We start from the raw sequence: 22,121 nt of genomic DNA, 5'->3' as shown, positions 1-22,121 counted from the left end.
GTCACCGGATCTTCGGCAGCATCGGCTCGAGCCGTTCGGCGAAGGTTCGGGCGTTCGGACACGCTTGTGCGTCCTGGCCCGCATCCGACATCGTGGCGACGACCAGCGCGCGAGCGTGTTCGGTGACCTCAACCGCGACCGCGCACCCACCGGTGGAGGTGTTCGCCTGCATCGCCTCGCGCCCGTTGATCGAGATGTTCACCGCGCCGGCGTTCGCAGCAGCGAACCGGAAAGGCCTTGAACGGAATCCAGCGCCAGAGCGTACGACCCGAAGCCGGGCTTCGTGGCGTTGCACTGGTTGCGCGCGCTGATGTTCCGCCCAGGTTCGAATCCCTGCCCGGCGTTGAGCTGATCCAGCACCTGGCACGCGTTGAGACCGGCGAACACGTCGGAGTTCGTCGGGGTCGTGCCGGTGCTCGCACTGGCGGCTGGTGAAGCGGTGCCGGTGACCGTGCTGGTGCACGCGGACAGGGACAGAGCGATGCCGAAGACGCCCGTCACGGCCGTGGCGACGAGAATGTTGATCCTCACCGAGATTCCTGGTCCTTGAACGTGCTGAGAGCGTCGGTCGCAGCCTCGTCCGAGGCGTCGTATTTGCTGATGGCGGTGTCGATGGCCCGGACAAGGGTGGCCAGGGTTTTGCCGGCTGCTTCGAACACCCGGACGAGGGCATGCGTTTCGCGTCGGCGTTCATGGTGTTCAGCTGCTGTTCGCCGCCGAAGACGTCCGCTACCTGGGCGGCTACGCCGTTCGCGTCGTCGGTCATCGTCCCTCCCTCGCTCATCAGCACCGTAGCGTGACCCCTGACGCGCTGTCACAGCCTCCGCCGCGTTCGGGATTCGGAAATCAACGCGAAGTTCACTGAACCTTCGGCAGCAACGGTTCGACGCGTTCGGCGAAGGCACGTGCGCTCGAACAGAGTTGGGCCTGATCGGCGACGTTCGGCAACGTCGCGATGACCAGCGCTCGAGCGTGTTCGCTCACCCCGATCGCGACTGCGCACCCGCCGAGTCCGGTGTCTGCCTGCATTGCCGCGCGTCCATTGATGGAGATGTTCACCACTCCGTTGTTCGTCCTGGCGAAGTCGCTGAGGCCTTGCGCGGAGTCCCACGCCAAGGCATACGATCCGAAACTCGGTTTCACAGCTACGCACTGGTTTCGAGCACTTTTGTTCTCGCCGGGGTTGAACCCCTGTCCCGCATTGAGTTGATCGATAAGCCGGCAAGCATTGAGATTGGCGAACACATCCGCGGAGGGGGAACTGCTACTCGTAACGGGTGCGGGGGACGCCGTTCCGGTCACAGTGGTGGCGCAGGCGCTCACCGTCAGCGCAAGGCTGGCAAAGCCCACGAAAGCTCGGGCAATGCGGAGATGGGTTTTCACTGACGATCCAGGTTTCTGAAGGTGGAGAGAGTTTCGCGTGCCGCTTCGTCCGAAGCGTCGTACTTACTGATTGCTACGTCGATCGCCTGGTGAAGGGTGCGGAGCAAATCCAAGGCCGCGAAGTACACTTTGACAAGTGATCGACTGTCGGAGTCCATGGCGAAGAGAAAGTGCGCGGCAGCCTGTCTAGCGTACTTGTCATTTCCAAATGTCGGCGCTTGTTGCAGCATGTAGATCCTCGGGCTGATATCGCTCAAGCGCTGCTGCATCTGCTCGACGGCGCGCCGCAGGTGCGTTCCGGTCTCCTCGTCCACCGCCCAAGCACGTTCAGCTGGTCCTCTCCACCGAAGACGTCCGCTACCTGCGCTGCCAGATCGTTCTCGGTCATGGTCCTCGCCTCGCACCGATGAAACCGTAGCGTGTGAGGTGCCGCCCTGTCACAGCTTCGATGTGACCGGTCGCAGAGAGCTACACCGCTTCCTCCAGGTAGGCCGCCGCCTGGAGGGTGAACAGCGCGGCGTACTCGCCGCCCGACGACATCAGCTCCTCGTGCGTTCCCTCCTCCGCCAGCTTGCCCCGGTCGAACAGCAGGATCTTCTCGGCCTGCCGCACCGTCGAGAACCGGTGCGAGATGTACAGCGTCGTCCGGCCCCGGGACAGCGTGCGCAGCCGCGCGAACAGGTCGTGTTCCGCGGCGGCGTCCAGTGCCGACGTCGGCTCGTCCAGCACCAGGATCGGCGCGTCCCGCATGAAGGCCCGCGCCAGGGCGATCTTCTGCCACTCCCCGCCGGACAGCGACACCCCCTGGTCGAACCACCGGCCCAGCGGGCTGTCGAACCCGCGTGGCAGCCGTGAGATCCGCTCCCCGACCCCCGCTCTGGCCGCGGAATCCTCGATCCGCGCGCGGTCGTCCAGTGCGGACAGCTGCCCCAGCCCGATGTTCTCCGCCGCCGTGCCCTGGTAGGTCACGTGGTCCTGGAACATCGCCGACATCCGCGTCCGCAGCTCGTCCGGGTCGAACGCCCGCAGATCCACCCCGTCCAGCAGGATCCGCCCCGCCGTCGGGTCGTACAGCCGGCACAGCAGCTTGATCAGCGTCGACTTGCCGGCCCCGTTCCGCCCCACGACGGCGACCGTCTCACCGGGCCGGATCTCGAACGAAACCCCGTCCAGCGCCCGCTCGTCGGAACCCGGATAGCTGAACGACACGTCCTGGAACTCGATGTGCCCCCGCACCGGCTCCGGCAGCGGCACCGGGTCCGGTGGCGGCGCGATCCGCGGCGACGTCGCCAGGAACTGGTACAGCGTGTCCAGGTAGAGGTTGTTCTCGTACATGCCGGAAAACCCGTTGAACAACCCCTGCACCGACGTCTGCACCGCCGCCGCGGCCGCCGTGTACAACGCCAGGTCCCCGATCGTCAGCCGCCCGGCCACCGCCTCCAGCGCGATGTACAGCGCGATCCCCGAACCGGCCAAGGTGGACAGCAGGCTCCAGGCCGTTCCCACGAAGTTCCGCCGCATCGTCAGCCTGCGTTCGCGCGCGTAGTAGTTCTGCCCCAGCCGCCGGAACCGGTCCACCAGGTAGGGCCCCAGCCCGTACAGCTTGGTCTCCTTGGCGTAGGTGTCGGTGGTGACCAGCGAGTTCAGGTAGTCCATGCGCCGCCGGATCGGTGACATGAACAGCGTCAGCAGGAACGCCCGCGACCCGTACTTCGACTGCGAGATGAACGCCGGAACCGGCGCGAGGAGCGCCACCGCCGCCAGCAGCGGGCTCACCGACACCAGCAGCGCCACCATGCTCGCGAACGTGATCGACGTCCGGATCAGCCCGAGCGCCGACGTCAGCATCGACACCGGCCGCTGCGGCGCCTCCTGCGACGCCTGCCGCAGCTGGTCGTAGGACTCCGAGTCCTCGAAGAACTGCAGGTCCAGCCGGCTCGCGTGGGCCATGACCCGGTGCCGGATCGACAGCGTCATCCGTTCCTGCAGCAGTTGCTGGGCCGCGTTCGTCAGGGCCGTGCTGATCGCGGTCGCCGTGAACACGCCGAACTCCAGTGCGGCCAGTTCGACGATCCGCCCGGTACCGCTGCGCCCCTGCACGGCGGCGACCACCGCGTCCAGCAGCAGTTTCGCCACGTAGGCGGTGCCCGTCGGCATCAGGCCGCTGACCAATGCGGACAGTGCGATCAGGACGGTCATCACCGGGCCGGCCTCCCAGGCCAGCTTGATCACCCGCGGCAGTCCGCGGACCGTCCCGCCCGCGGACCGCCGGAAGCGCTGCCACCGTGACCGCAGGTCCTTCGGCTCGTCCTCGCGCACCGGATCCGGGATGTCGACCGGACCGGTCAGCCCGCTCTGCGCGACCGAGCTGCTTGCCTTCCGCAGCATCCGGCGCACCCCGATCGGCGCCCCGCCCCCGTGCATCATGCGCTCACCGCCCCGTGCAGGAACACGTCGATCAGCTCCGCCGTGGACAATCCCGTCTGGTCGTCGCGACGGCGCGAGAACAGCAACGACATGAAGACCCCGGCCAGCTGTTCGGCGGGCAGCCGCAGCCGGTCTTCGGGGGTGAACAGCTCGGCGATGGCCTCGCGCATGGCGGCGAACGACGCCGTCCGCGAGCCCTTCCGCGGCTCGCCGCGCTTGAGCCGGCCGGACGAGTGCAGCGCCGACATCAGCGCGCCCATCCGCTCCAGGTGCGCCGACAGCGCCTCCGCGGCTTCGGTGAGCCGGCCGGGCAGCGGCTGGTCGAGCGGGATTTCGGCGATCGCCGCCAGCGCGCTGTCCGGTTTGAGCGCCTCGGCCACGCAGGCGTCGATCAGCTCGTCCTTGTCCTGGAACGCGCGGAAGATCGTGCCCTCGCCGATCCCGGCGGCGCGGGCGATCTGCGCGGTGGTGACGGCCGCGCCGTGCTCGACGACGAGCGGCAGCACGGCCTGCACGATCATCCGGCGCCGGTCCTCGGGGCTCATGCCGGGTGCTCGGCGTCTGGGGGGAGCGGTCATGCCGCCCAGTGTGCGGAGTGAGCACTCACTCCGTCAAGGGGATGACAAGGGGGCCGCGCCGGCCACGGCGCGGCCCCGGCGGAACTCAGTACGTGATCGCCATCGCCGGATCGGCCAGCAGCGCGCCGACGTCGGCGAGGAACTGCGAGCCCTGCTGCCCGTCGACCAGCCGGTGGTCGAAGCTGAGCGAGAGCTGCAGCACCTTCCGCACCGCGAGCTGTCCGTCCACCACCCACGGCGCGTCCTTGATCGCGCCGAAGGCCAGGATCGCGGCCTCGCCCGGGTTGATGATCGGCGTGCCGGTGTCGACGCCGAACACGCCCACGTTGGTGATCGTGATCGTCCCGTCCAGCATGTCCGCGGGCGGCGTCTTGCCCTCGCGCGCGGTCGTGGTCAGCTCGTCCAGCGCCCGCGCCAGCTCGGGCAGCGACATCGCGTCCGCGTCCCGGATCTTCGGCACCACGAGCCCGCGGGGCGTCGCCGCGGCGATGCCCAGGTGCACGTAGTCCTTGTAGACGATCTCGCCGGCCGCCTCGTCCCACGACGCGTTCACGTCCGGCGTCCGCTTCACCGCCATGCAGACCGCCTTGGCGGCGAACGCCAGCGGCGTCAGCCGCACCCCGGCGAAGTCCGGGTGCTTCTTCAGCCGCTCGCGCAGCTCCATCATCGGCGTGACGTCGACGGTCAGGAACTCCGTCACGTGCGGCGCGGTGAACGCGCTGGACACCATCGCCTGCGCGGTCGCCTTGCGAACGCCCTTGATGGGCACCCGGCGCTCGCGGACCCCGGCGGACGGTTCCGGCGCGGCCGGTCGGGCGGCCCGCTCCACGTCCTCGCGCGTGATGACACCGCCTTCCGCCGACCCGGTCAATGTCGACAGGTCGACACCGAGGTCCTTGGCGAGCTTGCGCACCGGCGGCTTCGCCAACGGCACGTACCCGCCCCGCGCGGGCGGGGCGGGTGTGGTCGGCGACGCCTGTGCCGCCGCGGCGGCGGGTGCGGCCTGCGGAGCCCGCCGCGGCCGGCGCCGGGCCTCGGTGATCTTCGACCCGTAGCCGACCAGCGGCTTCATCTCCTCCTCGGCGGGCGCGGCGGCCGAACCGTTCACGGCCGCCGCGGACTCCGGAGCGGACGAAGCGCCGGCGGGGTCGACGTCGACGGTCAGCAGCGGCGCCCCGACCTCGACGGTCGCCCCGGGCTCGGCGAGCACCTCGGTGACCACGCCGGCCCACGGGATCGGCAGCTCGACCGCGGCCTTGGCGGTCTCCACCTCCGCCACGATCTGGTTGACCGTGACCTCGTCACCGGGCTGGACGCGGATGTTCAGGATCTCGGCCTCGGTCAGGCCTTCGGCGGTGTCGGCGAGCAGGAACTGCTTGTACTCGGGCACCCCGCCTCACCAGCCCATCGCGCGGTCGACGGTGTGCAGCACCCGGTCCAGGTCGGGGAGGAAGTGCTCCTCGAGCTTGGACGGCGGGTACGGGGTGTCGAACCCGGTGGCGCGCAGCACCGGCGCCTCCAGCGAGTAGAAGCACTCCTGCTGCACGCGCGCCGCGATCTCGGAGGTGACCGACGACTCCGCCGAGGCCTCGCTGACGGCGACCAGCCGTCCGGTGCGCCGCACGGACTCGAACACCGGCCCGAGGTCGAGCGGCGAGATCGTCCGCAGGTCGATGACCTCCAGCGACCGGCCTTCGTCGGCGGCCGCCGCCGCGGCGTCGAGGCACACCTTCACCGACGGCCCGTACGCGACCAGCGTGCAGTCGGTGCCCTGCCGAACCACGCGCGAGGCGAACAGCGGCCCGGCCGGCTGCGAGGTGTCCACTTCGGACTTGAGCTGGCCGTTGTGGTAGAGCCGCTTGGGCTCGAAGAACAGCACCGGGTCGTCACACGCGATGGCCTGCTGGATCATCCAGTACGCGTCGGTGGGGTTCGAGCACGACACGACCTTCAGGCCGGGGATGTGCGCGAACAGCGACTCCGGCGACTCGGAGTGGTGCTCGACGGCACCGATCCCGCCGCCGAACGGCACCCGCACGACCACCGGGACCTTGATCTTGCCCTGGGTCCGGTAGTGCAGCTTCGCCAGCTGGGAGGAGATCTGGTCGAAACCGGGGAAGATGAACCCTTCGAACTGGATCTCGCACACCGGACGGAACCCGCGCACGGCCAGGCCGACCGCGGTGCCGATGATGCCCGACTCGGCCAGCGGGGTGTCCAGCACGCGCTGCTCGCCGAAGTCCTTCTGCAGCCCGTCGGTGATGCGGAAGACGCCGCCGAGCTTGCCGACGTCCTCGCCGAGGATGACGACCTTGTCGTCGGCTTCCATCGCCGCGCGCAGACCCATGTTCAGGGCCTTGCCGATGGTCAGCTTCTGCGCGGTGGGAGCCGCGCTGTCCACTCGGGACTGAACCGGGGCGGCCATCAGCGCTCACCCGCTTCCACGAAACCGGCGAGGTAGGACAGGTACTCGTCGCGCTGGGCGTCGAGCACCGGGGACGGTTCGGCGTAGACGTTCGCGAACACGCGTTCCGGCGGGGGTTCGGGCATGTTGAAGCAGAACTCGCGCAGGTCCGCGGCGAACGCGTCGGCCTCGGACTGGATCTGGTCGAACCACGCCTGGTCGGCGTGACCGTTGCGCGCCAGGTGCACGCGCACGCGCTCGATCGGGTCCTTGTGCTTCCACACCTCCAGCTCGTCGGAGAGCCGGTAGCGCGTCGGGTCGTCGGTGGTGGTGTGCGCGTCCATGCGGTAGGTGAACGCCTCGATCAGCACCGGGCCGTTGCCGTGGCGGCATTCCTCGAGTGCCCACCGCGTCACCGCGAGGCAGGCCAGCACGTCGTTGCCGTCGACGCGGATGCCGGGGAAGCCGTAGCCGCGGGCGCGCTGGTACAGCGGCAGCCGGGACTGGCGCTCGGTCGGCTCGGAGATGGCCCACTGGTTGTTCTGGCAGAAGAACACCAGCGGCGCGTCGTAGACCGCGGCCCAGACGAAGCCCTCGTGCACGTCGCCCTGCGAGGTGGCGCCGTCGCCGAAGTAGACGATCGTCGCTTCATCGGTGCTCGACGGGTTCCCGTCGCCGTCTGTGTTGCCGACACGCCCCTCGAACTTCTGTCCCATGGCGTAACCGGCGGCGTTGAGCACCTGGTTGCCGATCACGATGGTGTACGGGTGGAAGCCGTGGGCCTTGAAGTCCCAGCCACTGTGGTCGGTGCACCGGAAGATGCCCAGCAGTTCCTTGAAGTCGACACCGCGGGTGTAGGCCACGCCGTGTTCGCGGTAGCTGGGGAAGGCCATGTCCTGCGGCTTCAGCGCGCGGCCGGAGCCCACCTGCGCGGCCTCCTGGCCCAGCAGCGGGACCCAGATGCCCAGCTGGCCCTGGCGCTGCATCGCGTTGGCTTCCCGGTCGGCCCGGCGGACCAGCACCATGTCGCGGTAGAGCCCGCGCAGTGCTTCCGGATCGATGTCGGAGATGTAGCGGTCGAACTGGGGTGAGGCGATTCGCTCGCCTTCGGGGGTGAGCAGCTGAGTCACCTCAGCACCACCCGCGTCCGTGTTTCGCAAACCGGCGATCACCTGCTCCCGCGATGGTTGGGCGGCCTGTGCGGCCGGTCCTTCGCCGGGCTCCGGGTGCGTCCACTGTTCGGGGGACGGCATGGCGTTCTCCTCGGTGTCCTGCCACGAGGCCGCTTGTGGCGGCCGCTGGTGGCTGTGACCGGCGGCCACCGGCGTTTCGGGTCCGAAGCGCTCGGCAGCCGTCGGCCGTGACGGCTTACGGGGACATCCTGACACGAAGACGGCCCCGCAGTGCAGATCCGCGCCTGATTTGTTGCCCGTAAAGCGGCCCCTGAGCTGGGGAAACGCTAGGAAGCCCGACGGACGAGCCACCGATATTCGGCCGTGCGGGCGCGCGCTCACCTGCCCGGATCCGACCTGCGGCCACCTCCGTCGCGCCACGCGCTCCGGAGGCGGCCCGCCGTCCTCGCCGTGGTGACCTGCGTCACGTGCCCCGGTTGCGGGTTGGCCGTGGTGAACTGGTACCGCCGCGCCTCCGGTGACGTGACGTTGTCCTCGAGCGTGGCCAGTCCGACCGGCGGCCGGCTGGCAGAATGACGCGGGTGGAGCAGACGACCGTGCGTGAAACCGTCCAGCGCCTCTGGGCCGACGAGGTTCTGCCGAGCCTGTCCGGCCTGGTGGAGATCCCCGCCCTGTCACAGGCGTTCGACCCGGACTGGGCCGCCAACGGGCACCTCGCCGCCGCGGTGCGGCACGTGCAGGAGTGGATCAGCGGCCGCGGGCTGCCCGGCGCGACGCTCGACGTCGTGCAGGTGGACGGCCGCAGCCCGGTGCTGCTGGTCGACGTCCCGGCGACGCCCGGCGCGGAGGACCGCGGCACGGTCCTGCTGTACGGCCACCTCGACAAGCAGCCGCCGGTCGGCGGCTGGGCCGAGGGGCTCGGCCCGTGGACGCCGGTGGTCCGGGACGGCAGGCTGTACGGCCGCGGCTCGGCGGACGACGGGTACGCCGGCTACACGGCGACCGCCGCGCTCGAGGCCGTGCACGCGGCCGGCGGTGCGCACGCGCGGTCGGTGATCCTGCTGGAGACCGGTGAGGAGTCGGGCAGTCCCGACCTGCCGGTCTACCTCGAGCACCTGTCCGAGCGGCTGGGGCGCGTGACGTTCGTGGTGTGCCTGGACTCGGGCGGCAACGACTACGAGCGGCTGTGGCTGACGACGAGCCTGCGCGGGCTCGCGCAGGTGCACGTCACGGTGCGGGTGCTGGAGGCGGCCGCGCACTCCGGCCTGGCCAGCGGGGTGGTGCCGAGCTCGTTCCGGGTGCTGCGGCAGTTGCTGGACCGCATCGAGGACGCGGCCACGGGTGCGATCAAGCTGGCCGAGCTCAACGTCGAGATCCCCGCGAACCGCCGCGAGGAGGCGGCCGCGACCGTGGCGGTGGCGCCCGGGGCGATCCGCGGCTCGTTCCCGCTGCTGCCCGGCATGAGCCCGGTGTCGGACGACGAGCTGGAGCTGCTGCTGAACCAGTCGTGGCGGCCCACGCTGTCCGTGATCGGCGCGGCGGGCTTCCCGGAGCCGGCGAACGCGGGCAACGTCCTGCGCGACTCGACGACGCTGGCACTGAGCTTCCGCCTCCCGCCGACCGCGGATTCGGCGGCGGCGCTGAACGCCGTGGAGAAGGCGCTGACCTCGGACGTCCCGTACGGCGCCGCGGTGGAACTGTCCGGAGTGGAGGCCGCGGACGGCTGGAACGCGCCGGACGCTTCGCCGTGGCTGGCCGCGGCGCTGGAGAAGGTGAGCGACGAGGTGTTCGGGGCCCCGTGGCGCAGCGTCGGACTCGGCGGATCGATCCCGTTCATGGGCCTGCTGGGCGAGAAGTACCCGGAGGCCCAGTTCCTGGTCACCGGTGCGCTCGGCCCCGACTCGAACGCCCACGTCCCCAACGAGTGGCTGCACCTGCCGCAGGCCCAGCGTCTGACGGAAGCGGTGGCGCACATGCTGGACGCGCACGCCCGCGGCTGACCCGGCCGCTCCGCCGCGCTCCTGGTCACCCGTGTGTTACCGGCCGGTTACCGGGTGGACCCGAAATGCGGCCGTGACCACTCGACGCTGTCCGTGACCGCCGAGTAGTGGCAGGATGCGTGCACTCAATAAGTATGACCTACTAGGAGTAAACCGTGTCGCGTCGATCGTTACGCAATGCGCTTGTTCTGTCGGCCGCGCTGGCTGTCGCCGCGACCGCGACTGCCTGCGCCGAGAAGGTCGGCTCCGGCGGCGACACCCAGGCCGGCGGGCAGATCACCTTCAAGGAGTTCGGTTTCCTCACCACCTGTACGCACCTGCCGTACGCGCCGTTCCAGTTCACCGAGGGTGACAAGACCGTCGGGTTCGACGTGGACCTCGTGGACCTCGTCGCGCAGAACCTGGGCGTCCAGCAGAAGATCTTCGACACCCCCTTCGAGGGCATCGAGTCCGGTGAGTCGCTGAACACCGGCCAGTGCGACGTCGCCGCCGCGGCGATGACCATCACCCCGACCCGGCAGTCCGTGATGGACTTCTCGGTCGGCTACTTCGACGCCAACCAGGCGCTGCTGGTCAAGAAGGGCTCCGGCATCGACAGCCTGGAGAAGCTGCGCGGCAAGAAGCTCGGCGTCCAGCAGGGCACCACCGGCGAGGACTACGCCAACCAGAACAAGGCCCAGTACGGCTACGAGGTGGTCCAGTTCGAGGACCTGGCCCTCGAGCAGAGCGCCGTCAAGACCGGGCAGATCGACGCCGGCATCAACGACAACGCGGTGCACTACGAGTTCCTCAAGACCAACCCCGACGTCGAGGTGACCACCGAGTTCAAGACCGGCGAGCAGTACGGTGTCGCGGTCCGGAAGGGCAACGGTGCGCTCCTGGCCAAGGTCAACGAGGTGATCAACGCCGCCAAGGCGGACGGCCGCTACGACGCGATCTACCAGAAGTGGTTCAACAGGCTGCCGGAAAGCAAGTGACCGCGCACCGCTTCTGCGAGGAGTTCTCCCGTGGCGATGTCTCGCCGTAAGCGCGCCCAGGCGTTCCGGGCCGCGCAGTACGCGCTGCTGGTGATCGTCATCCTGGTGCTGGTCTTCGTGGCCGACTGGGGCGAGATCCAGCGCGCGTTCTTCAACGTGGACGCCGCGAGCAAGCAGTTCCCCGGCATCATCACGACGGCGCTGGTCAACACCATCGTCTACACGGCGCTGGGGTTCGTGTTCGGTCTGGTCGTCGGTCTCGTGCTGGCGCTGATGAAACTGTCGTCGGTCGGGCCGTACCGCTGGATCGCGACGATCTACATCGAGTTCTTCCGCGGTGTGCCGGCGCTGCTGGTGTTCATCACGCTCGGATTCGGTGTGCCGCTGGCGTTCGGGTTGAAGTTCGACATCTACTCGACCGTCATGCTGTCGCTCGGCCTGGTCGGCTCCGCCTACATGGCGGAGACGATCCGGGCCGGCATCCAGGCGGTGCCCGCCGGGCAGCGCGAGGCGGCGCGGTCGCTGGGCATGTCCCAGGGGCGGGCGATGATGTCGATCGTGATCCCGCAGGCGTTCCGCATCATCCTGCCGCCGCTGACGAACGAGCTGATCCTGCTCACCAAGGACTCGTCGCTGATCTACCTGCTGGGCCTGGCCCGCGACGAGTACGAGCTGACGAAGTTCGGCCGCGAGGGCCTCAACGCGACGGGGTCGCTGACGCCGATCCTGCTCGCCGGCCTGTGCTACCTGATCATCACGCTGCCGCTGGGTTACCTGTCGCGGTACCTGGAGCGCCGCACCGGGCGCAAGAGCGAGCGGGGACTGGAGGTCGAGGCGTGAGCGGCGACGTGATCGTCCAGGTGACCGGGCTGCACAAGGCGTTCGGCAGGCTGGAGGTGCTCAAGGGCATCGACCTCGAGGTGCGGCAGGGACAGGTCGTCTGCATCATCGGGCCGTCCGGTTCCGGCAAGTCGACGCTGCTGCGCTGCGTCAACCTGCTGGAGGAGCCCAACGGCGGCACGGTCGTGGTGAACGGGTTCGAGGTGACCGACCCGGACATCGACATCGACCGCGCGCGGCGGGGCATCGGCATGGTGTTCCAGTCGTTCAACCTGTTCAGCCACCTGTCGGTGCTGGACAACCTGACCATCGCGCAGCGCAAGGTCCTCCGGCGGGACAAGGCCGAGGCCGAGCGGGTCGCGCTGGAGAACCTGCGCAAGGTCGGGCTGACCGGCAAGGAACGGTCGCTGCCCACACAGCTGTCCGGCGGCCAGCAGCAGCGCGTCGCGATCGCGCGGGCGCTGTCGATGAACCCCGACGTGATGCTGTTCGACGAGCCGACGTCCGCGCTGGACCCGGAACTGGTCGGCGACGTGCTCGCCGTGATGCGCCAGCTGGCCCGCGACGGCATGACGATGCTCGTGGTCACCCACGAGATGCAGTTCGCCCGCGAGGTGGCCGACGTCGTGCTGTTCATGGACGGCGGGGTGGTCGTCGAGCAGGGCCCACCGGACCAGGTGATCGGCGACCCGCAACACGAACGCACGCAGGCGTTCCTCTCGCGCGTGCTGAACCCCGCGCACGTGGACGAGTAGTAGCGCCGGGAACCCCTCGTCCGCGACGATCGTCCAAGCCGGGTGGCGATCGTCGCGGGGAGGGGTGCACGGATGCCGGGTGGTCAGCCGGGTCAGGTCGAGCGCGAGCTGCCTGCCCTCGATCCGTTCCGCGGAATTCCCGATCGGCGCTACCACCTCGCCGCCGAGGAGCTGCTCAAACCGCTCCTCGAACCCGGCAGCGGCGGCAGCCTCCTGCGCTGGCGGCGGCAGGCCAGCAACGCCCCGATCGTCGCGGTGGAAAACGCTTACATCACCGGTCGTCTCGATCTGCGCGGCGCGGACCTGGACTGCCTGTTCCGGTTCGAGAACTGCCGTTTCGAGTACCCGCCGGACGTGCGCGAGGCCAAGATCCTCGGGCTGGTCTTCCGCCGCTGCTGGCTGCCCGGCCTCAAGGCCCGCAACCTGCGCAGCCGCAACGACGTCCGGCTCATCCGTTGCGTCGTGCAGGTCCTGCCGGACAACGTCGACCACGAGACGGCCGTGCAGCGCGGCGACACCCGTGAACGCGGCGTGCCGGACGCGGCCATCAACCTCACCGACGCCGTGGTGGAGGGCTCGGTGGTCCTGACCCGCACCGAGGTCGACTACCCGCAGGGCCGCGCGATCCAGGCCGACCGGCTCAAGATCGCCGGCGCGCTGCTGGCCTACCGCATGCAGACCGACGGCGAGGTCCGCCTCCCGGGCATGCTGACCGGCGGTAACGTCAACTTCTCCGGCGCCCGCCTGCGCAACCCGGACGGTTTCGCGCTCGACGGCAACGGCGCGCACATCGGCGGCAGCCTCCTGTGCGAGGTCGACAGCTACGGTGCGGCCAGCACCCGCCAGCCGTTCTCCGCGCACGGCGTGCTGCACCTGCCGAGCATGCGCGTCAACGGCGACATCGTGCTGCGCGCCGCCGAGCTGGAAAGCGACCAGCAGGGCCGGATCGTGGTCGAGGCGTGGAAGTCCAGCGACCCCTACGTCGACCCGTGGCCGGCGCTGGTCGGCGACCGCTGGCAGGTCGACGGCAACGTGGAGCTGTCCGACGGCCTGTCCGCGATCGGCACGCTGCGCATGATCAACGCCCGCATCGGCGGCACCCTGCGGCTCGCCCGCGCCCGGATCACGGTGCCGCGCGGCGCTGTCGAGCCGTTCTACGACCGCGCGCTGCACCTCGACGGCTGCCAGATCAGCGGTGACCTGGAGGCGACCGGTCTGGAGATCCCGTCGGGGCAGCTGCGCATGGCGGACGTGACGGTGCGCGGGAACATGCTCGCCGGGCGGGCGCACCTGAGCCACGCCAAGCGGGACGTGGTGTCGGCGCGCCGGATGAAGGTGGCCGGCAACTTCCACCTGCACGAGGCGACCGTCGAGGGCACGCTGCGGTTGCAGGGCATCGAGGTCGGCGGAAGCGTTTACCTCTACGGCACCGACGTCACCAAACCCGCGGTGCGCAACCGCACCAGTTTCTCGGTGGACCTGCGCACGGTGCGCGTCGGCCGGGACATCACCCTCACCAACGCCGGTGAGCAGCCGTTCCACGCCGAGGGCGGCGTGAACATGGACGGCGCCACCGCGGGCCGGCGCATCGACTTCACCGGCGCCGTGCTGGGTTCGTTCAACAAGCACGCGATCGCGCTCGACGCCAGCGATGTGGGCGCCGACGAGTTCCTGCTCAACTTCGGCGAGCCCGCCAGCGGCACTGTCGTGCTGCGGCACGCGCACTGCCAGACGCTGGAGGACAACGACGCGTTCTGGCAGGCGGAGGGCGGGATCGAGCTGGAGGACTTCCGGTACGACGTCCTCAAGCGGCCGATCGACATGAAGGACGACGCCGCGGTGCGGGACCGCATCGAGCGGCTGCGCACCGCGATGGCCGGGTACCGGCCGGGTCCCTACGACCAGCTCGCCGCGATGTTGCGCAACAGCGGCAACGAGGAGCACGCCTCGACGGTGCTGTTCAAGAAGCAGCAGTACCGCTACGAGGCCCTCGCCCGGGGCTACCGCGTCCTCGGGCCGGGCGTGCGGTTGTGGAGCTGGCTGCAGCGGTGGATGGTCGGGTACGGCTACCGCCCGGTGCGGGCGCTGGCGTGGCTGATCGCGTTGCTCGCGGCCGGCAGCGTCTACTTCGGCGCCGGCACCGACCCGTGCACGAGCGACCCGGGCCGGTACATGGTCAGCGGCCCGCGGTGCGCGGTGGACCAGCAGGAGACGGGGCTGGAGTGGAACCCGGTGTTGTACACGGCGGATCTGCTGGTGCCGATCGTGGATTTCGGCAACAAGGGCCGCTGGTACATGCACGACCTGGACAAGTGGGTGAGCAACGGCTTCACCGCGATGGGCTGGATCCTCGCCACCACCGTCGCCGCCGGCGCCGGCCGAATGATCCGCCGCGATTCCTAGCCCGGAGACCCGCCCACCCACACGATGAGGTGAACTCGACCAGCCACGACGGAAAACCGGCACCGCGTCGAAATCGAGTAGCGGAGCCATCCTGGTGGGGCCGGCCCTGCGCGTACATGAGCATGGATGCCCGGCAACCAAGGCCACCAACGAACGAAACCGGCACCGCGGCGGGGGGTCCAGGGGGAAGGCGTCCCGGGCGGGCCCGGCACCGCGGCGACGTGCAAGCGGTCCTTCCGGTGTTGACCAAGGCCACCGACGACGAAACCGGCACCCCGGCGAAATCGAGGGGCGAAGCCATCCTGGTGGGCCCCGGGCAGGGATGCTCGGCAACCAAGGCCACCAACGAACGAAACCGGCACCGCGGGGGGGTCCAGGGGGGCGAAGCCCTCCCTGGCGGGGGTTTGGGGGTTCGACCCCCAATGCGATGGCGAGCACCCCCGGCGAAGCGTGAAGCGCGAGCAGGGGTGCGCCAGGTGCGAGCGGACGACGGGATTCGAACCCGCGACCCTCACCTTGGCAAGGTGATGCGCTACCAGCTGCGCTACGTCCGCATGCCCCGTCGAGCGGGGCGAGGCCCAGTCTATACCGGTGCGATTCGCCGGGTTGACGGGGTGGTCGTTCGGGGGTGATCTTGGGTGGTGGGGAGGCGTGTCGCCTGTCGGAGGGAACCTGGTCACTCCGGGAGTACAAGGGGTGACGCCGAGCGTTTCGCTCCGTATGGTGTCTCCATTCAACCGAACGGGTTAGTCCCGCGGGGGAGGAGGTGGCTGGCCGCATGATGGACGACGCGGCGGTGCCGGAACAGCGCTCGGCATCGGAGGACGAGGCCGCGCTTCTGGGCCGGCTTCGTGCCGGTGAGGACGCCGCGTTCCGGGAGCTGTTCGAGCTGCATGCCTCCGCCGTCCGCCGGCTGGCCCGGGGTCTGGCCGCCGATTCGTCCGAGGCGGAGGACATCACCGCCGAAACGTTCTTCCGCGTGCTGCAGGCGTTGCGCCGCGGGAACGGTCCCAAGGAGCACATCCGCGCGTACCTGCTGACGGTGGCGCGCCGCGTGTCGTGGGAGTGGCACGGTGCGCGCCGCGATGTGCCGGTGACCGATGACGAGCTGACGCACCGCGCGGGCGCGGGTGCCGACGCGCACGCCCGCACGGCCGAGCACAGCCTGATCACGACCGCGTTCACGAGTCTGCCGGAGCGCTGGCGGACGGTGTTGTGGCAGACCGAGGTGGAGGGCGAGCAGCCCGCGGTGGTGGCGCCGAACTTCGGGTTGAGCGCGAACGCCACGGCGGCGCTGGCGCGGCGGGCCCGGCAGGGTCTGCGCGCGGCCTACCTGCAGGCGCACCTGGCGATGAACCGGACTTCGGACGTCAGCTGTCGCGGGGTGATCGAAAAACTGGGCGGTTACACGGCCGGCAGTGTGACCGGCGCGGAGGCCCGCCGGATCCGCGGTCACCTGCTGGGGTGCGCGTCGTGCCGGGCGATGCACGCCGAGCTGCGGGACGTGTGCTCGTCGCTGCGCGCGCACGCCGGTGTGGTCGCGATGCTGGTGCCGGCGTCGGTGGCCGTGGCGGGCGGTGCGGCCGGTGGTGGCACGTCGTGCGGGGTGCTGACGACGCTCAAGACGATGCTGGTGTCGAAGCTCAAGATCGGGGTCGTGCTGGCCTCGACCACCGCCGCGGGTGTCGTCGGGTTCGCGGTCGGGCCGGCGGTGGTCGACGAGTCCCAGCCGATCGGCCTGCCCGCGCAGGGCGGGGTCGAACTGCGCATCGCGGAGCCGGAGTCGCAGCTGAGCTCGCCGCCGTCGGTGCTGATCGCGCCGGACGAGGTGACGGTGCCCTATCCGGGCGCGCCCGCGGACGAGGCGCCCGTGCAGCAGCACCAGCAGGCCCCGCCGCCCGTCGAGCCGACGAAGCCCGCCGACCCGCCCGCGCATCGGACGGCGGAGGGGACGAGCACGGGCAGCGGCCGGTCGGACCCGGTCGAGCCCACGCGGCCGTCGGAGCCGTCCTCCAGCGGTAGCGCGCGCGACGACCTGCCGACCACGGACGGCACCACCTACACGACCAAGGACAAGCCGGACTCCGACGACAAGCCGGGCAAGGGCTGGGGTCGCGACAAGCAGAAGCCGACGGCGTCCGAGCCGGACCACGGGCCGGGCTGGTGGTGGTGGCTTCAGCAGGACCGGGGCCGCGGTGACGACCGCTCCGGCCAGGGGTCCTCCGAGTAGTCGATCTTTTTCCGCGTCTCGCGCCCCGGCCCGCGATCACGCTACGGTTGTCCGGGCGAACGACCGTAGCGGGAGGCAGCGAAGATGAACCGCGTGGTGCGGGGAGGCGACGGCCGCGAGTGGGTCGTCCGGGCGCAGATGGAATGGCGCCGCCCGGCAACCGCCGAGGACTTCGAGCGGGACATCTCCGGCAGTTACGGCCCGGGCATCGCGATGCTGGCCGTGTGCATCCTGCTGGCCGTCATCCTCGTGGCCTGGCTGCCCGACTCCGTCGTGGTGCCGCCGTGGGTGATCTACGGCCTGCTGCTGATCGTGGTGTTCTTCCCGCTGCGATGGGTGCTGAACCGGCCGTGGACGGTGGTCGCGGAGACCGACGGCGGCGTCACCGGAGAGCCCCCGCCGGAGCGCTGGGTCGGCATCATCTCCGGCATGTTCAGCGTCCGCGGTGAGCTGACCAGGATCGCCAAGACGATCCAGCGGGAGGCGGGCCCGGACTTCGAGGGCCCGCTGCGGCCGATGGAGTAGCGATGCCGGAGTTGCCCGAGGTCGAAGCGCTGGCGCACCACCTGCGCGAACACGCGGTGGGGCGGCTGGTCAGCCGCGTCGACGTGGCGTCGCTGGCCGTGCTCAAGACGTTCGACCCGCCCTACACCGAGCTGCACGGGCGGGAGGTCACCGGCGCGGGCCGGTTCGGCAAGCACCTCGACCTCGACTGCGATGGCCTGCACCTGGTGGTGCACCTGGCGCGTGCGGGCTGGCTGCGCTGGGCGGACAACCTCTCGCCCACGCCGCCGAAGCCGGGCAAGGGCCCGATCGCGCTGCGCGTCCACTTCGGAGACCGCGGGTTCGACCTGACCGAGGCCGGCACGAAGAAGGGCCTGGCGGTGTGGGTCGTCCGCGATCCGCACGAGGTGCCCGGCATCGCCCGGCTCGGCCCGGACGCGCTGTCGCTGGACCGGGAGGCGCTCGCCGGGCTGCTGGCCGGCAAGACCGAGCGGCTCAAGTGGGTGCTGACGAACCAGGCCGTGATCGCCGGGATCGGCAACGCCTACTCCGACGAGATCCTGCACGCCGCGAAGCTGTCGCCGTTCGCGACCGCGGGCAAGCTGCCCGACGAGGCGCTGGACCGGCTGGCCACGGCGATGCACGAGATCCTGACCAGCGCCGTCGAGCGGTCGGTGGGCCAGGACGCGGCCCGCCTCAAGGGCGAGAAGCGCTCCGGCATGCGGGTGCACGCCCGCACCGGCCTGCCTTGCCCGGTGTGCGGGGACACGGTGCGTGAGGTGTCCTTCGCCGACAAGTCGTTCCAGTACTGCCCGACCTGCCAGACCGGGGGCAAGCCGCTGGCGGACCGGAGGCTGTCGCGGCTGCTCAAGTAGCGCGTCACACCACAGGGTGGCGAAGTCAGCACAGAAAGTGCGCTGAAGAGCTTGCACCCGGCTGCACGAGCGCAGAGCATTGACGCCGTGCCCGGTCTGCCGATCTCGCAAGTCGTCCCGTGGAGCGTTGCGGGTGTGCTGCTGATCGCGTTGATCGTCGTGCTGGTGCGGTCCCGCAAGCCGAGCAGCACCATCGAGGACGCCGTGCTCGAGGCCGTCGACCACATGTCGCGCGCCACGCCGGACCTCCGCGAGGGCTTCGACCAGGCGAGCGCCGACCGGATCACCTCGCAGCTGCTCGAGCTGCTCAAGTGCGTCGCGGTCGGCATCACCGACAGCGAGGGCACCCTCGTCTCGTGGGACGGCGAGGCCAACGACCACTACCTCGACCTCAGCGGCGCGGTGATGACGTCGATCCGGAAGGCGCGGCGCGAGGTCGTCTCGCACGACGACGTCCCGTGCGACCACCGCGGCACGTGCCGGATGAAGACCGCCGTGATCGTGCCGCTGCTGGTGGAGGACGAGGTCGAGGCCGCGCTGATCGTGGTCGGCCGCTCCACCGGCAAGCGCCTGGTGCAGATGGCCGACGCGGTGGCCCAGTTCGTCACCACCCAGTTCGAGCTGGCCCGGTTCGAGGAGTCCAAGCACCAGCTGCAGCAGGCCGAGATCAAGGCGCTGCGGGCGCAGATCTCGCCGCACTTCATCTACAACGCGCTGAACACGGTGTCCGCGCTGATCCGCACCGACCCGGAGGAGGCGCGCGAGCTGCTGCAGGAGTTCGCCGACTTCACGCGCTACTCGTTCCGCACCTCCGGCATGTTCACCACGCTCGCCGACGAGCTGCGCAACATCGACCGCTACCTGACGATCGAGCGGGCCCGCTTCGGCGGCCGTCTCGAGGTGCGGCTCAAGATCGCGCCCGAGGTGCTGTCGGTCGTGGTGCCGTTCCTGATCATCCAGCCGCTCGTGGAGAACGCGGTCCAGCACGGACTGGCGAACAAGCCGACCGGCGGGATGGTCACGGTGACCGCGTCGGACTACGGCACCGAGGCGTTGATCAGCGTCGAGGACGACGGCATCGGCATGGACCCGGCCCGGCTGGCGGACCTGCGCAACTCGCACCGCACCGGCGCGCACGTCGGCCTGGGCAACATCAACGCCCGCATGCGCCAGCTCTTCGGCGACGAGTACGCGCTGATGGTCGAGACGGCACCGGGCGCCGGGATGAAGGTGACGCTGCGGGTGCCGAAGTTCGCGCCGGGCGTGCGCACCGACCTGCCCGACTACGCCGCGGCGCCACCCGAGCCCGCCCGCAACGGTCGTCTGCACAAAACCGGGGGAGTCCGTAACCTGGCGCCATGACCAGCGTGACGGACAGGCTGACCAGCAGGATCTCCCGCATCGGCGACCGGGGCGACCGCACGGACGTGGTGGCCGTGGTCAAGCTGCACGGGGTGATCACGCCGACGCCCTCGCCGCTGGCGCGCGGCACCATCAACCTCGCCGGCGTCGAGTCCGCGCTGACCCGCGCGTTCGACCACGACCGGCTCAAGGCGGTCGCGCTGCTGATCAACTCGCCGGGCGGGGCGCCGACCCAGTCCGGCCTGGTCGCCGAGCGCATCCGCCAGCTCGCGGCGAAGAAGCCGGGCGTGCCGGTGCTCGCGTTCTGCGAGGACGTCGCCGCCTCCGGCGGTTACTGGCTGGCCTGCGCGGCGGACGAGATCTACGCGCACCGCACCTCGATGGTGGGCTCGATCGGGGTGATCAGCGGCGGTTTCGGGTTCACCGGTCTGCTGGACCGCTTCGGCATCGAGCGCCGCGTGCACACCGCGGGCGAGAACAAGAAGCGGCTCGACCCGTTCGCGCCGGAGAAGCCGGAGGACGTCGAGTGGCTGAAGAAGATGCACGCCCAGCTGCACGAGATGTTCGTGGACTGGGTGAAGGAGCGCCGCGGGGAGCGGCTCGCCGACACCGAGGAGCTGTTCACCGGTGACGTGTGGCTCGGGGCGAAGGCCGCCGAGCTGGGTCTGGTCGACGGGATCGGGAACCTGCGCCAGGTCGTCGAGCAGCGCTACCCGGACGCCGAGATCGTGGTCGCGGAGCCGAAGAAGCCCCTGCTGGCCCGGCTGGGCATCGGCGCACCCGCGGCCGCCCAGGCGCTCCTGGACGCGGTAGCACAGCGAGTTGCCTGGTCACGCTACGGAATCTGAGCCGCTCGCCCGCAAGCGGTATGGACATGACCGCGTCCGGTAGGCAGGATGCGAGTCACTGTGAGTGCGCAACAAGACACGAGAAGACTGCTCGTCCTCGCGGTGGACGACGAGCCCCACGGGTTGAACCTGCTGGTCGACACGCTGCGGAACAACCCGCACATCGGCCGGGTGTTCACGGCCGTCGACGCGTCCGAGGCGCTGCGCGTGCTGGCCTCGGAGGACCCGGAGATCCGTGAGCGCAAGGACCGGGGCCTGCCCGCGATCGACGCGGTGTTCGCCGACCTGCAGATGCCCGGCCTGTCCGGCATGGAGATGGCCCGGGTGTTCTCGGCGATGAGCCCGGCGCCGGTGCTGGTGTTCGTCACCGGGCACGCCCACGAGGCGGTCAACGCGTTCGACCTCGGTGCGGTGGACTACCTGCTCAAGCCGTGCAGCCAGCACCGCCTGGACCGCGCGGTCGAGCGGGTGCTGGAGAAGCTGAAGACGGTGACCGCGCCCGGTCCGAGCGCCGCCGCGGCCGCCGCGGCGGACGACGACGAGGTGATCCCGGTCGAGCTCGCCGGGACCACCAAGCTCGTGCCGCGCTCGTCGGTCCGCTGGGTCGAGGCGCAGGGCGACTACGCGCGCCTGTTCACCAAGGACGGCAACAGCCACCTCGTGCGCATCCCGCTCACCCAGCTCGAGGAGCGCTGGGAGAAGGCCGGCTTCGTGCGGATCCACCGGTCGTTCCTGGTGGCGTTGAACCTGATCACCGAGCTGCGCATGGGCCAGGGCGGTTACCAGGTCGTGATCGGCAACGAGGAGAAGCTGCTCCCGGTCTCCCGGCGCCACACCCGTGAGCTCAAGGACCGTCTCACGGGTGGTCGATGACCGAGGAGTACTTCCGTCGCGCCGACGGTGTCCGCGAACCGGATCCGACGCTGGGCAAGAACTACCAGCCGGCGTCGGTGGAACCGGTGCCGCCGGCGCCGCCGCCCGAGAAGCCGGCGGAGCCGGCCAAACCGCCGAAGCGGCAGCGGGTGGTGCTGGCCGACCCGCGCTCCCGCCGGACCACCCCGACGCTGCGCGCCCGTCTGGAACTGGAGCAGCAGACCAGCTGGGGCGAGCTGCTGATCCGCGACCTGGTCAAGCACCAGTTGCGCACCGCCCTCGGGTTGAGCGCGGTGGTGCTGGTGCTGCTCGGGGCGCTGCCGCTGGCGTTCTACCTGTGGCCGGGTTTCGCGGCGCTGCGCGTGGTCGGCGTGCCGCTGGCGTGGCTGCTGCTCGGGCTGTTGCCGTTCCCGTTGCTGCTGCTCGCGGGCCTGACCTACAACCGGCTGGCCGAGCGGCACGAGCGGGACTTCGTGGACATGATCGAGTCGTGACCGGTCCGTCGGCCCGGAGCGCGGGCAGGGGACAA

The 22,121-nt window shown here is 70.2% G+C and carries 22 protein-coding genes and 1 tRNA gene; 12 read left to right on the top strand and 11 right to left on the bottom strand.

Annotated elements, in window-relative coordinates:
- Nucleotide 1: 1 nt before the first annotated feature.
- The 10 genes from FB470_RS10435 to pdhA form a co-directional block, all read right to left on the bottom strand.
- Entirely contained in the window at nt 2–202 is a 201-nt protein-coding gene (locus FB470_RS10435; protein ID WP_306990691.1) for a DUF3558 domain-containing protein, read from the bottom strand.
- Nucleotides 199–531 (bottom strand): hypothetical protein, encoded by a 333-nt coding sequence (locus FB470_RS10430; protein WP_306990690.1) that lies wholly within the window; start codon nt 529–531, stop codon nt 199–201. The genes FB470_RS10435 and FB470_RS10430 overlap by 4 nt, the downstream gene beginning before the upstream one ends.
- The gene (locus tag FB470_RS10425) at nt 528–659 is read right to left on the bottom strand and encodes a hypothetical protein (protein ID WP_306990689.1); all 132 of its coding nucleotides are present in this window, start codon (nt 657–659) and stop codon (nt 528–530) included. Before FB470_RS10425 ends, FB470_RS10430 begins: the two co-directional genes overlap by 4 nt.
- 199 nt (nt 660–858) lie before the next feature.
- The gene (locus FB470_RS10420) at nt 859–1,383 is read right to left on the bottom strand and encodes a DUF3558 domain-containing protein (protein ID WP_306990688.1); all 525 of its coding nucleotides are present in this window, start codon (nt 1,381–1,383) and stop codon (nt 859–861) included.
- The gene (locus tag FB470_RS10415) at nt 1,380–1,697 is read right to left on the bottom strand and encodes a hypothetical protein (protein WP_306990687.1); all 318 of its coding nucleotides are present in this window, start codon (nt 1,695–1,697) and stop codon (nt 1,380–1,382) included. The genes FB470_RS10420 and FB470_RS10415 overlap by 4 nt, the downstream gene beginning before the upstream one ends.
- A 154-nt stretch (nt 1,698–1,851) precedes the next feature.
- The gene (locus FB470_RS10410; RefSeq protein WP_306990686.1) at nt 1,852–3,771 is read right to left on the bottom strand and encodes an ABC transporter ATP-binding protein; all 1,920 of its coding nucleotides are present in this window, start codon (nt 3,769–3,771) and stop codon (nt 1,852–1,854) included.
- A gap of 35 nt (nt 3,772–3,806) precedes the next feature.
- Nucleotides 3,807–4,355 carry a TetR/AcrR family transcriptional regulator gene (locus FB470_RS10405; protein WP_306999174.1) on the bottom strand — a complete coding sequence of 183 codons (549 nt, stop codon included), beginning with the start codon at nt 4,353–4,355 and terminating at the stop codon, nt 3,807–3,809.
- Nucleotides 4,356–4,473: 118 nt separating this feature from the next.
- Complete coding sequence (locus tag FB470_RS10400) at nt 4,474–5,778, bottom strand: dihydrolipoamide acetyltransferase family protein (RefSeq protein ID WP_306990685.1); 1,305 nt, start codon at nt 5,776–5,778, stop codon at nt 4,474–4,476.
- Nucleotides 5,779–5,784: 6 nt separating this feature from the next.
- On the bottom strand, nt 5,785–6,813 hold the full coding sequence (locus FB470_RS10395; RefSeq protein ID WP_306990684.1) for an alpha-ketoacid dehydrogenase subunit beta: 1,029 nt from the start codon (nt 6,811–6,813) through the stop codon (nt 5,785–5,787).
- The gene (gene pdhA, locus FB470_RS10390) at nt 6,813–8,045 is read right to left on the bottom strand and encodes a pyruvate dehydrogenase (acetyl-transferring) E1 component subunit alpha (protein ID WP_306990683.1); all 1,233 of its coding nucleotides are present in this window, start codon (nt 8,043–8,045) and stop codon (nt 6,813–6,815) included. The genes FB470_RS10395 and pdhA overlap by 1 nt, the downstream gene beginning before the upstream one ends.
- 452 nt (nt 8,046–8,497) lie before the next feature.
- Here pdhA and FB470_RS10385 point away from each other — a divergent pair, with 452 nt between their 5' ends.
- The 5 genes from FB470_RS10385 to FB470_RS10365 all read left to right on the top strand — a co-directional run bounded on the left by FB470_RS10385 (nt 8,498) and on the right by FB470_RS10365 (nt 14,900).
- Nucleotides 8,498–9,925, top strand: coding sequence for a M20/M25/M40 family metallo-hydrolase (locus tag FB470_RS10385; protein ID WP_306990682.1), 1,428 nt, complete (start codon nt 8,498–8,500; stop codon nt 9,923–9,925).
- A gap of 155 nt (nt 9,926–10,080) precedes the next feature.
- The gene (locus FB470_RS10380) at nt 10,081–10,902 is read left to right on the top strand and encodes an ABC transporter substrate-binding protein (RefSeq protein ID WP_306990681.1); all 822 of its coding nucleotides are present in this window, start codon (nt 10,081–10,083) and stop codon (nt 10,900–10,902) included.
- Between the two features lie 30 nt (nt 10,903–10,932).
- Nucleotides 10,933–11,742 carry an amino acid ABC transporter permease gene (locus tag FB470_RS10375; RefSeq protein ID WP_306990680.1) on the top strand — a complete coding sequence of 270 codons (810 nt, stop codon included), beginning with the start codon at nt 10,933–10,935 and terminating at the stop codon, nt 11,740–11,742.
- Entirely contained in the window at nt 11,739–12,497 is a 759-nt protein-coding gene (locus FB470_RS10370) for an amino acid ABC transporter ATP-binding protein (RefSeq protein WP_306990679.1), read from the top strand. Before FB470_RS10375 ends, FB470_RS10370 begins: the two co-directional genes overlap by 4 nt.
- Nucleotides 12,498–12,569: 72 nt before the next feature.
- A complete protein-coding gene (locus tag FB470_RS10365; RefSeq protein WP_306990678.1) occupies nt 12,570–14,900 on the top strand; it encodes an oxidoreductase in 2,331 nt (776 codons plus the stop codon).
- 481 nt (nt 14,901–15,381) lie between these two features.
- On the opposite strand, the gene FB470_RS10360 is transcribed toward FB470_RS10365, so the two are convergent.
- Nucleotides 15,382–15,454: transfer RNA gene (locus FB470_RS10360), tRNA-Gly, on the bottom strand.
- Nucleotides 15,455–15,678: 224 nt separating this feature from the next.
- Here FB470_RS10360 and FB470_RS10355 point away from each other — a divergent pair.
- From FB470_RS10355 to FB470_RS10325, 7 genes are all read left to right on the top strand, one after another.
- Nucleotides 15,679–17,130 carry a sigma-70 family RNA polymerase sigma factor gene (locus tag FB470_RS10355; protein ID WP_306990677.1) on the top strand — a complete coding sequence of 484 codons (1,452 nt, stop codon included), beginning with the start codon at nt 15,679–15,681 and terminating at the stop codon, nt 17,128–17,130.
- A gap of 84 nt (nt 17,131–17,214) precedes the next feature.
- Nucleotides 17,215–17,655 (top strand): DUF983 domain-containing protein, encoded by a 441-nt coding sequence (locus tag FB470_RS10350; RefSeq protein ID WP_306990676.1) that lies wholly within the window; start codon nt 17,215–17,217, stop codon nt 17,653–17,655.
- A 2-nt stretch (nt 17,656–17,657) separates the two neighbouring features.
- Entirely contained in the window at nt 17,658–18,509 is an 852-nt protein-coding gene (locus FB470_RS10345; RefSeq protein ID WP_306990675.1) for an Fpg/Nei family DNA glycosylase, read from the top strand.
- Nucleotides 18,510–18,587: 78 nt separating this feature from the next.
- Nucleotides 18,588–19,871, top strand: a complete 1,284-nt coding sequence (locus tag FB470_RS10340; protein WP_306999172.1) for a sensor histidine kinase — start codon at nt 18,588–18,590, stop codon at nt 19,869–19,871.
- Complete coding sequence (locus FB470_RS10335) at nt 19,868–20,719, top strand: S49 family peptidase (RefSeq protein WP_306990674.1); 852 nt, start codon at nt 19,868–19,870, stop codon at nt 20,717–20,719. The genes FB470_RS10340 and FB470_RS10335 overlap by 4 nt, the downstream gene beginning before the upstream one ends.
- Before the next feature lie 48 nt (nt 20,720–20,767).
- Complete coding sequence (locus FB470_RS10330; RefSeq protein ID WP_306990673.1) at nt 20,768–21,592, top strand: LytR/AlgR family response regulator transcription factor; 825 nt, start codon at nt 20,768–20,770, stop codon at nt 21,590–21,592.
- The gene (locus FB470_RS10325; RefSeq protein WP_306990672.1) at nt 21,589–22,086 is read left to right on the top strand and encodes a hypothetical protein; all 498 of its coding nucleotides are present in this window, start codon (nt 21,589–21,591) and stop codon (nt 22,084–22,086) included. The genes FB470_RS10330 and FB470_RS10325 overlap by 4 nt, the downstream gene beginning before the upstream one ends.
- Nucleotides 22,087–22,121: the final 35 nt, after the last annotated feature.

This window comes from Amycolatopsis thermophila, assembly GCF_030814215.1.
In the GTDB taxonomy this organism is placed as follows: Bacteria; Actinomycetota; Actinomycetes; order Mycobacteriales; family Pseudonocardiaceae; genus Amycolatopsis_E; species Amycolatopsis_E thermophila.
This window is presented reverse-complemented; position numbering and strand designations above follow the sequence as displayed.

Excerpts from the sequence above, each read along its gene's own strand:
- FB470_RS10365 (WP_306990678.1), top strand. The coding sequence starts at position 12,570 with ATGCCGGGTGGTCAGCCGGGTCAGGTCGAGCGCGAGCTGCCTGCCCTC.
- FB470_RS10325 (WP_306990672.1), top strand. The coding sequence starts at position 21,589 with ATGACCGAGGAGTACTTCCGTCGCGCCGACGGTGTCCGCGAACCGGAT.
- FB470_RS10330 (WP_306990673.1), top strand. The coding sequence starts at position 20,768 with ATGCGAGTCACTGTGAGTGCGCAACAAGACACGAGAAGACTGCTCGTC.
- FB470_RS10385 (WP_306990682.1), top strand. The coding sequence starts at position 8,498 with ATGACGCGGGTGGAGCAGACGACCGTGCGTGAAACCGTCCAGCGCCTC.
- pdhA (WP_306990683.1), bottom strand. The coding sequence starts at position 8,045 with ATGCCGTCCCCCGAACAGTGGACGCACCCGGAGCCCGGCGAAGGACCG.
- FB470_RS10410 (WP_306990686.1), bottom strand. The coding sequence starts at position 3,771 with ATGCTGCGGAAGGCAAGCAGCTCGGTCGCGCAGAGCGGGCTGACCGGT.
- FB470_RS10345 (WP_306990675.1), top strand. The coding sequence starts at position 17,658 with ATGCCGGAGTTGCCCGAGGTCGAAGCGCTGGCGCACCACCTGCGCGAA.
- FB470_RS10350 (WP_306990676.1), top strand. The coding sequence starts at position 17,215 with ATGAACCGCGTGGTGCGGGGAGGCGACGGCCGCGAGTGGGTCGTCCGG.
- FB470_RS10395 (WP_306990684.1), bottom strand. The coding sequence starts at position 6,813 with ATGGCCGCCCCGGTTCAGTCCCGAGTGGACAGCGCGGCTCCCACCGCG.
- FB470_RS10335 (WP_306990674.1), top strand. The coding sequence starts at position 19,868 with ATGACCAGCGTGACGGACAGGCTGACCAGCAGGATCTCCCGCATCGGC.
- FB470_RS10355 (WP_306990677.1), top strand. The coding sequence starts at position 15,679 with ATGATGGACGACGCGGCGGTGCCGGAACAGCGCTCGGCATCGGAGGAC.
- FB470_RS10405 (WP_306999174.1), bottom strand. The coding sequence starts at position 4,355 with ATGAGCCCCGAGGACCGGCGCCGGATGATCGTGCAGGCCGTGCTGCCG.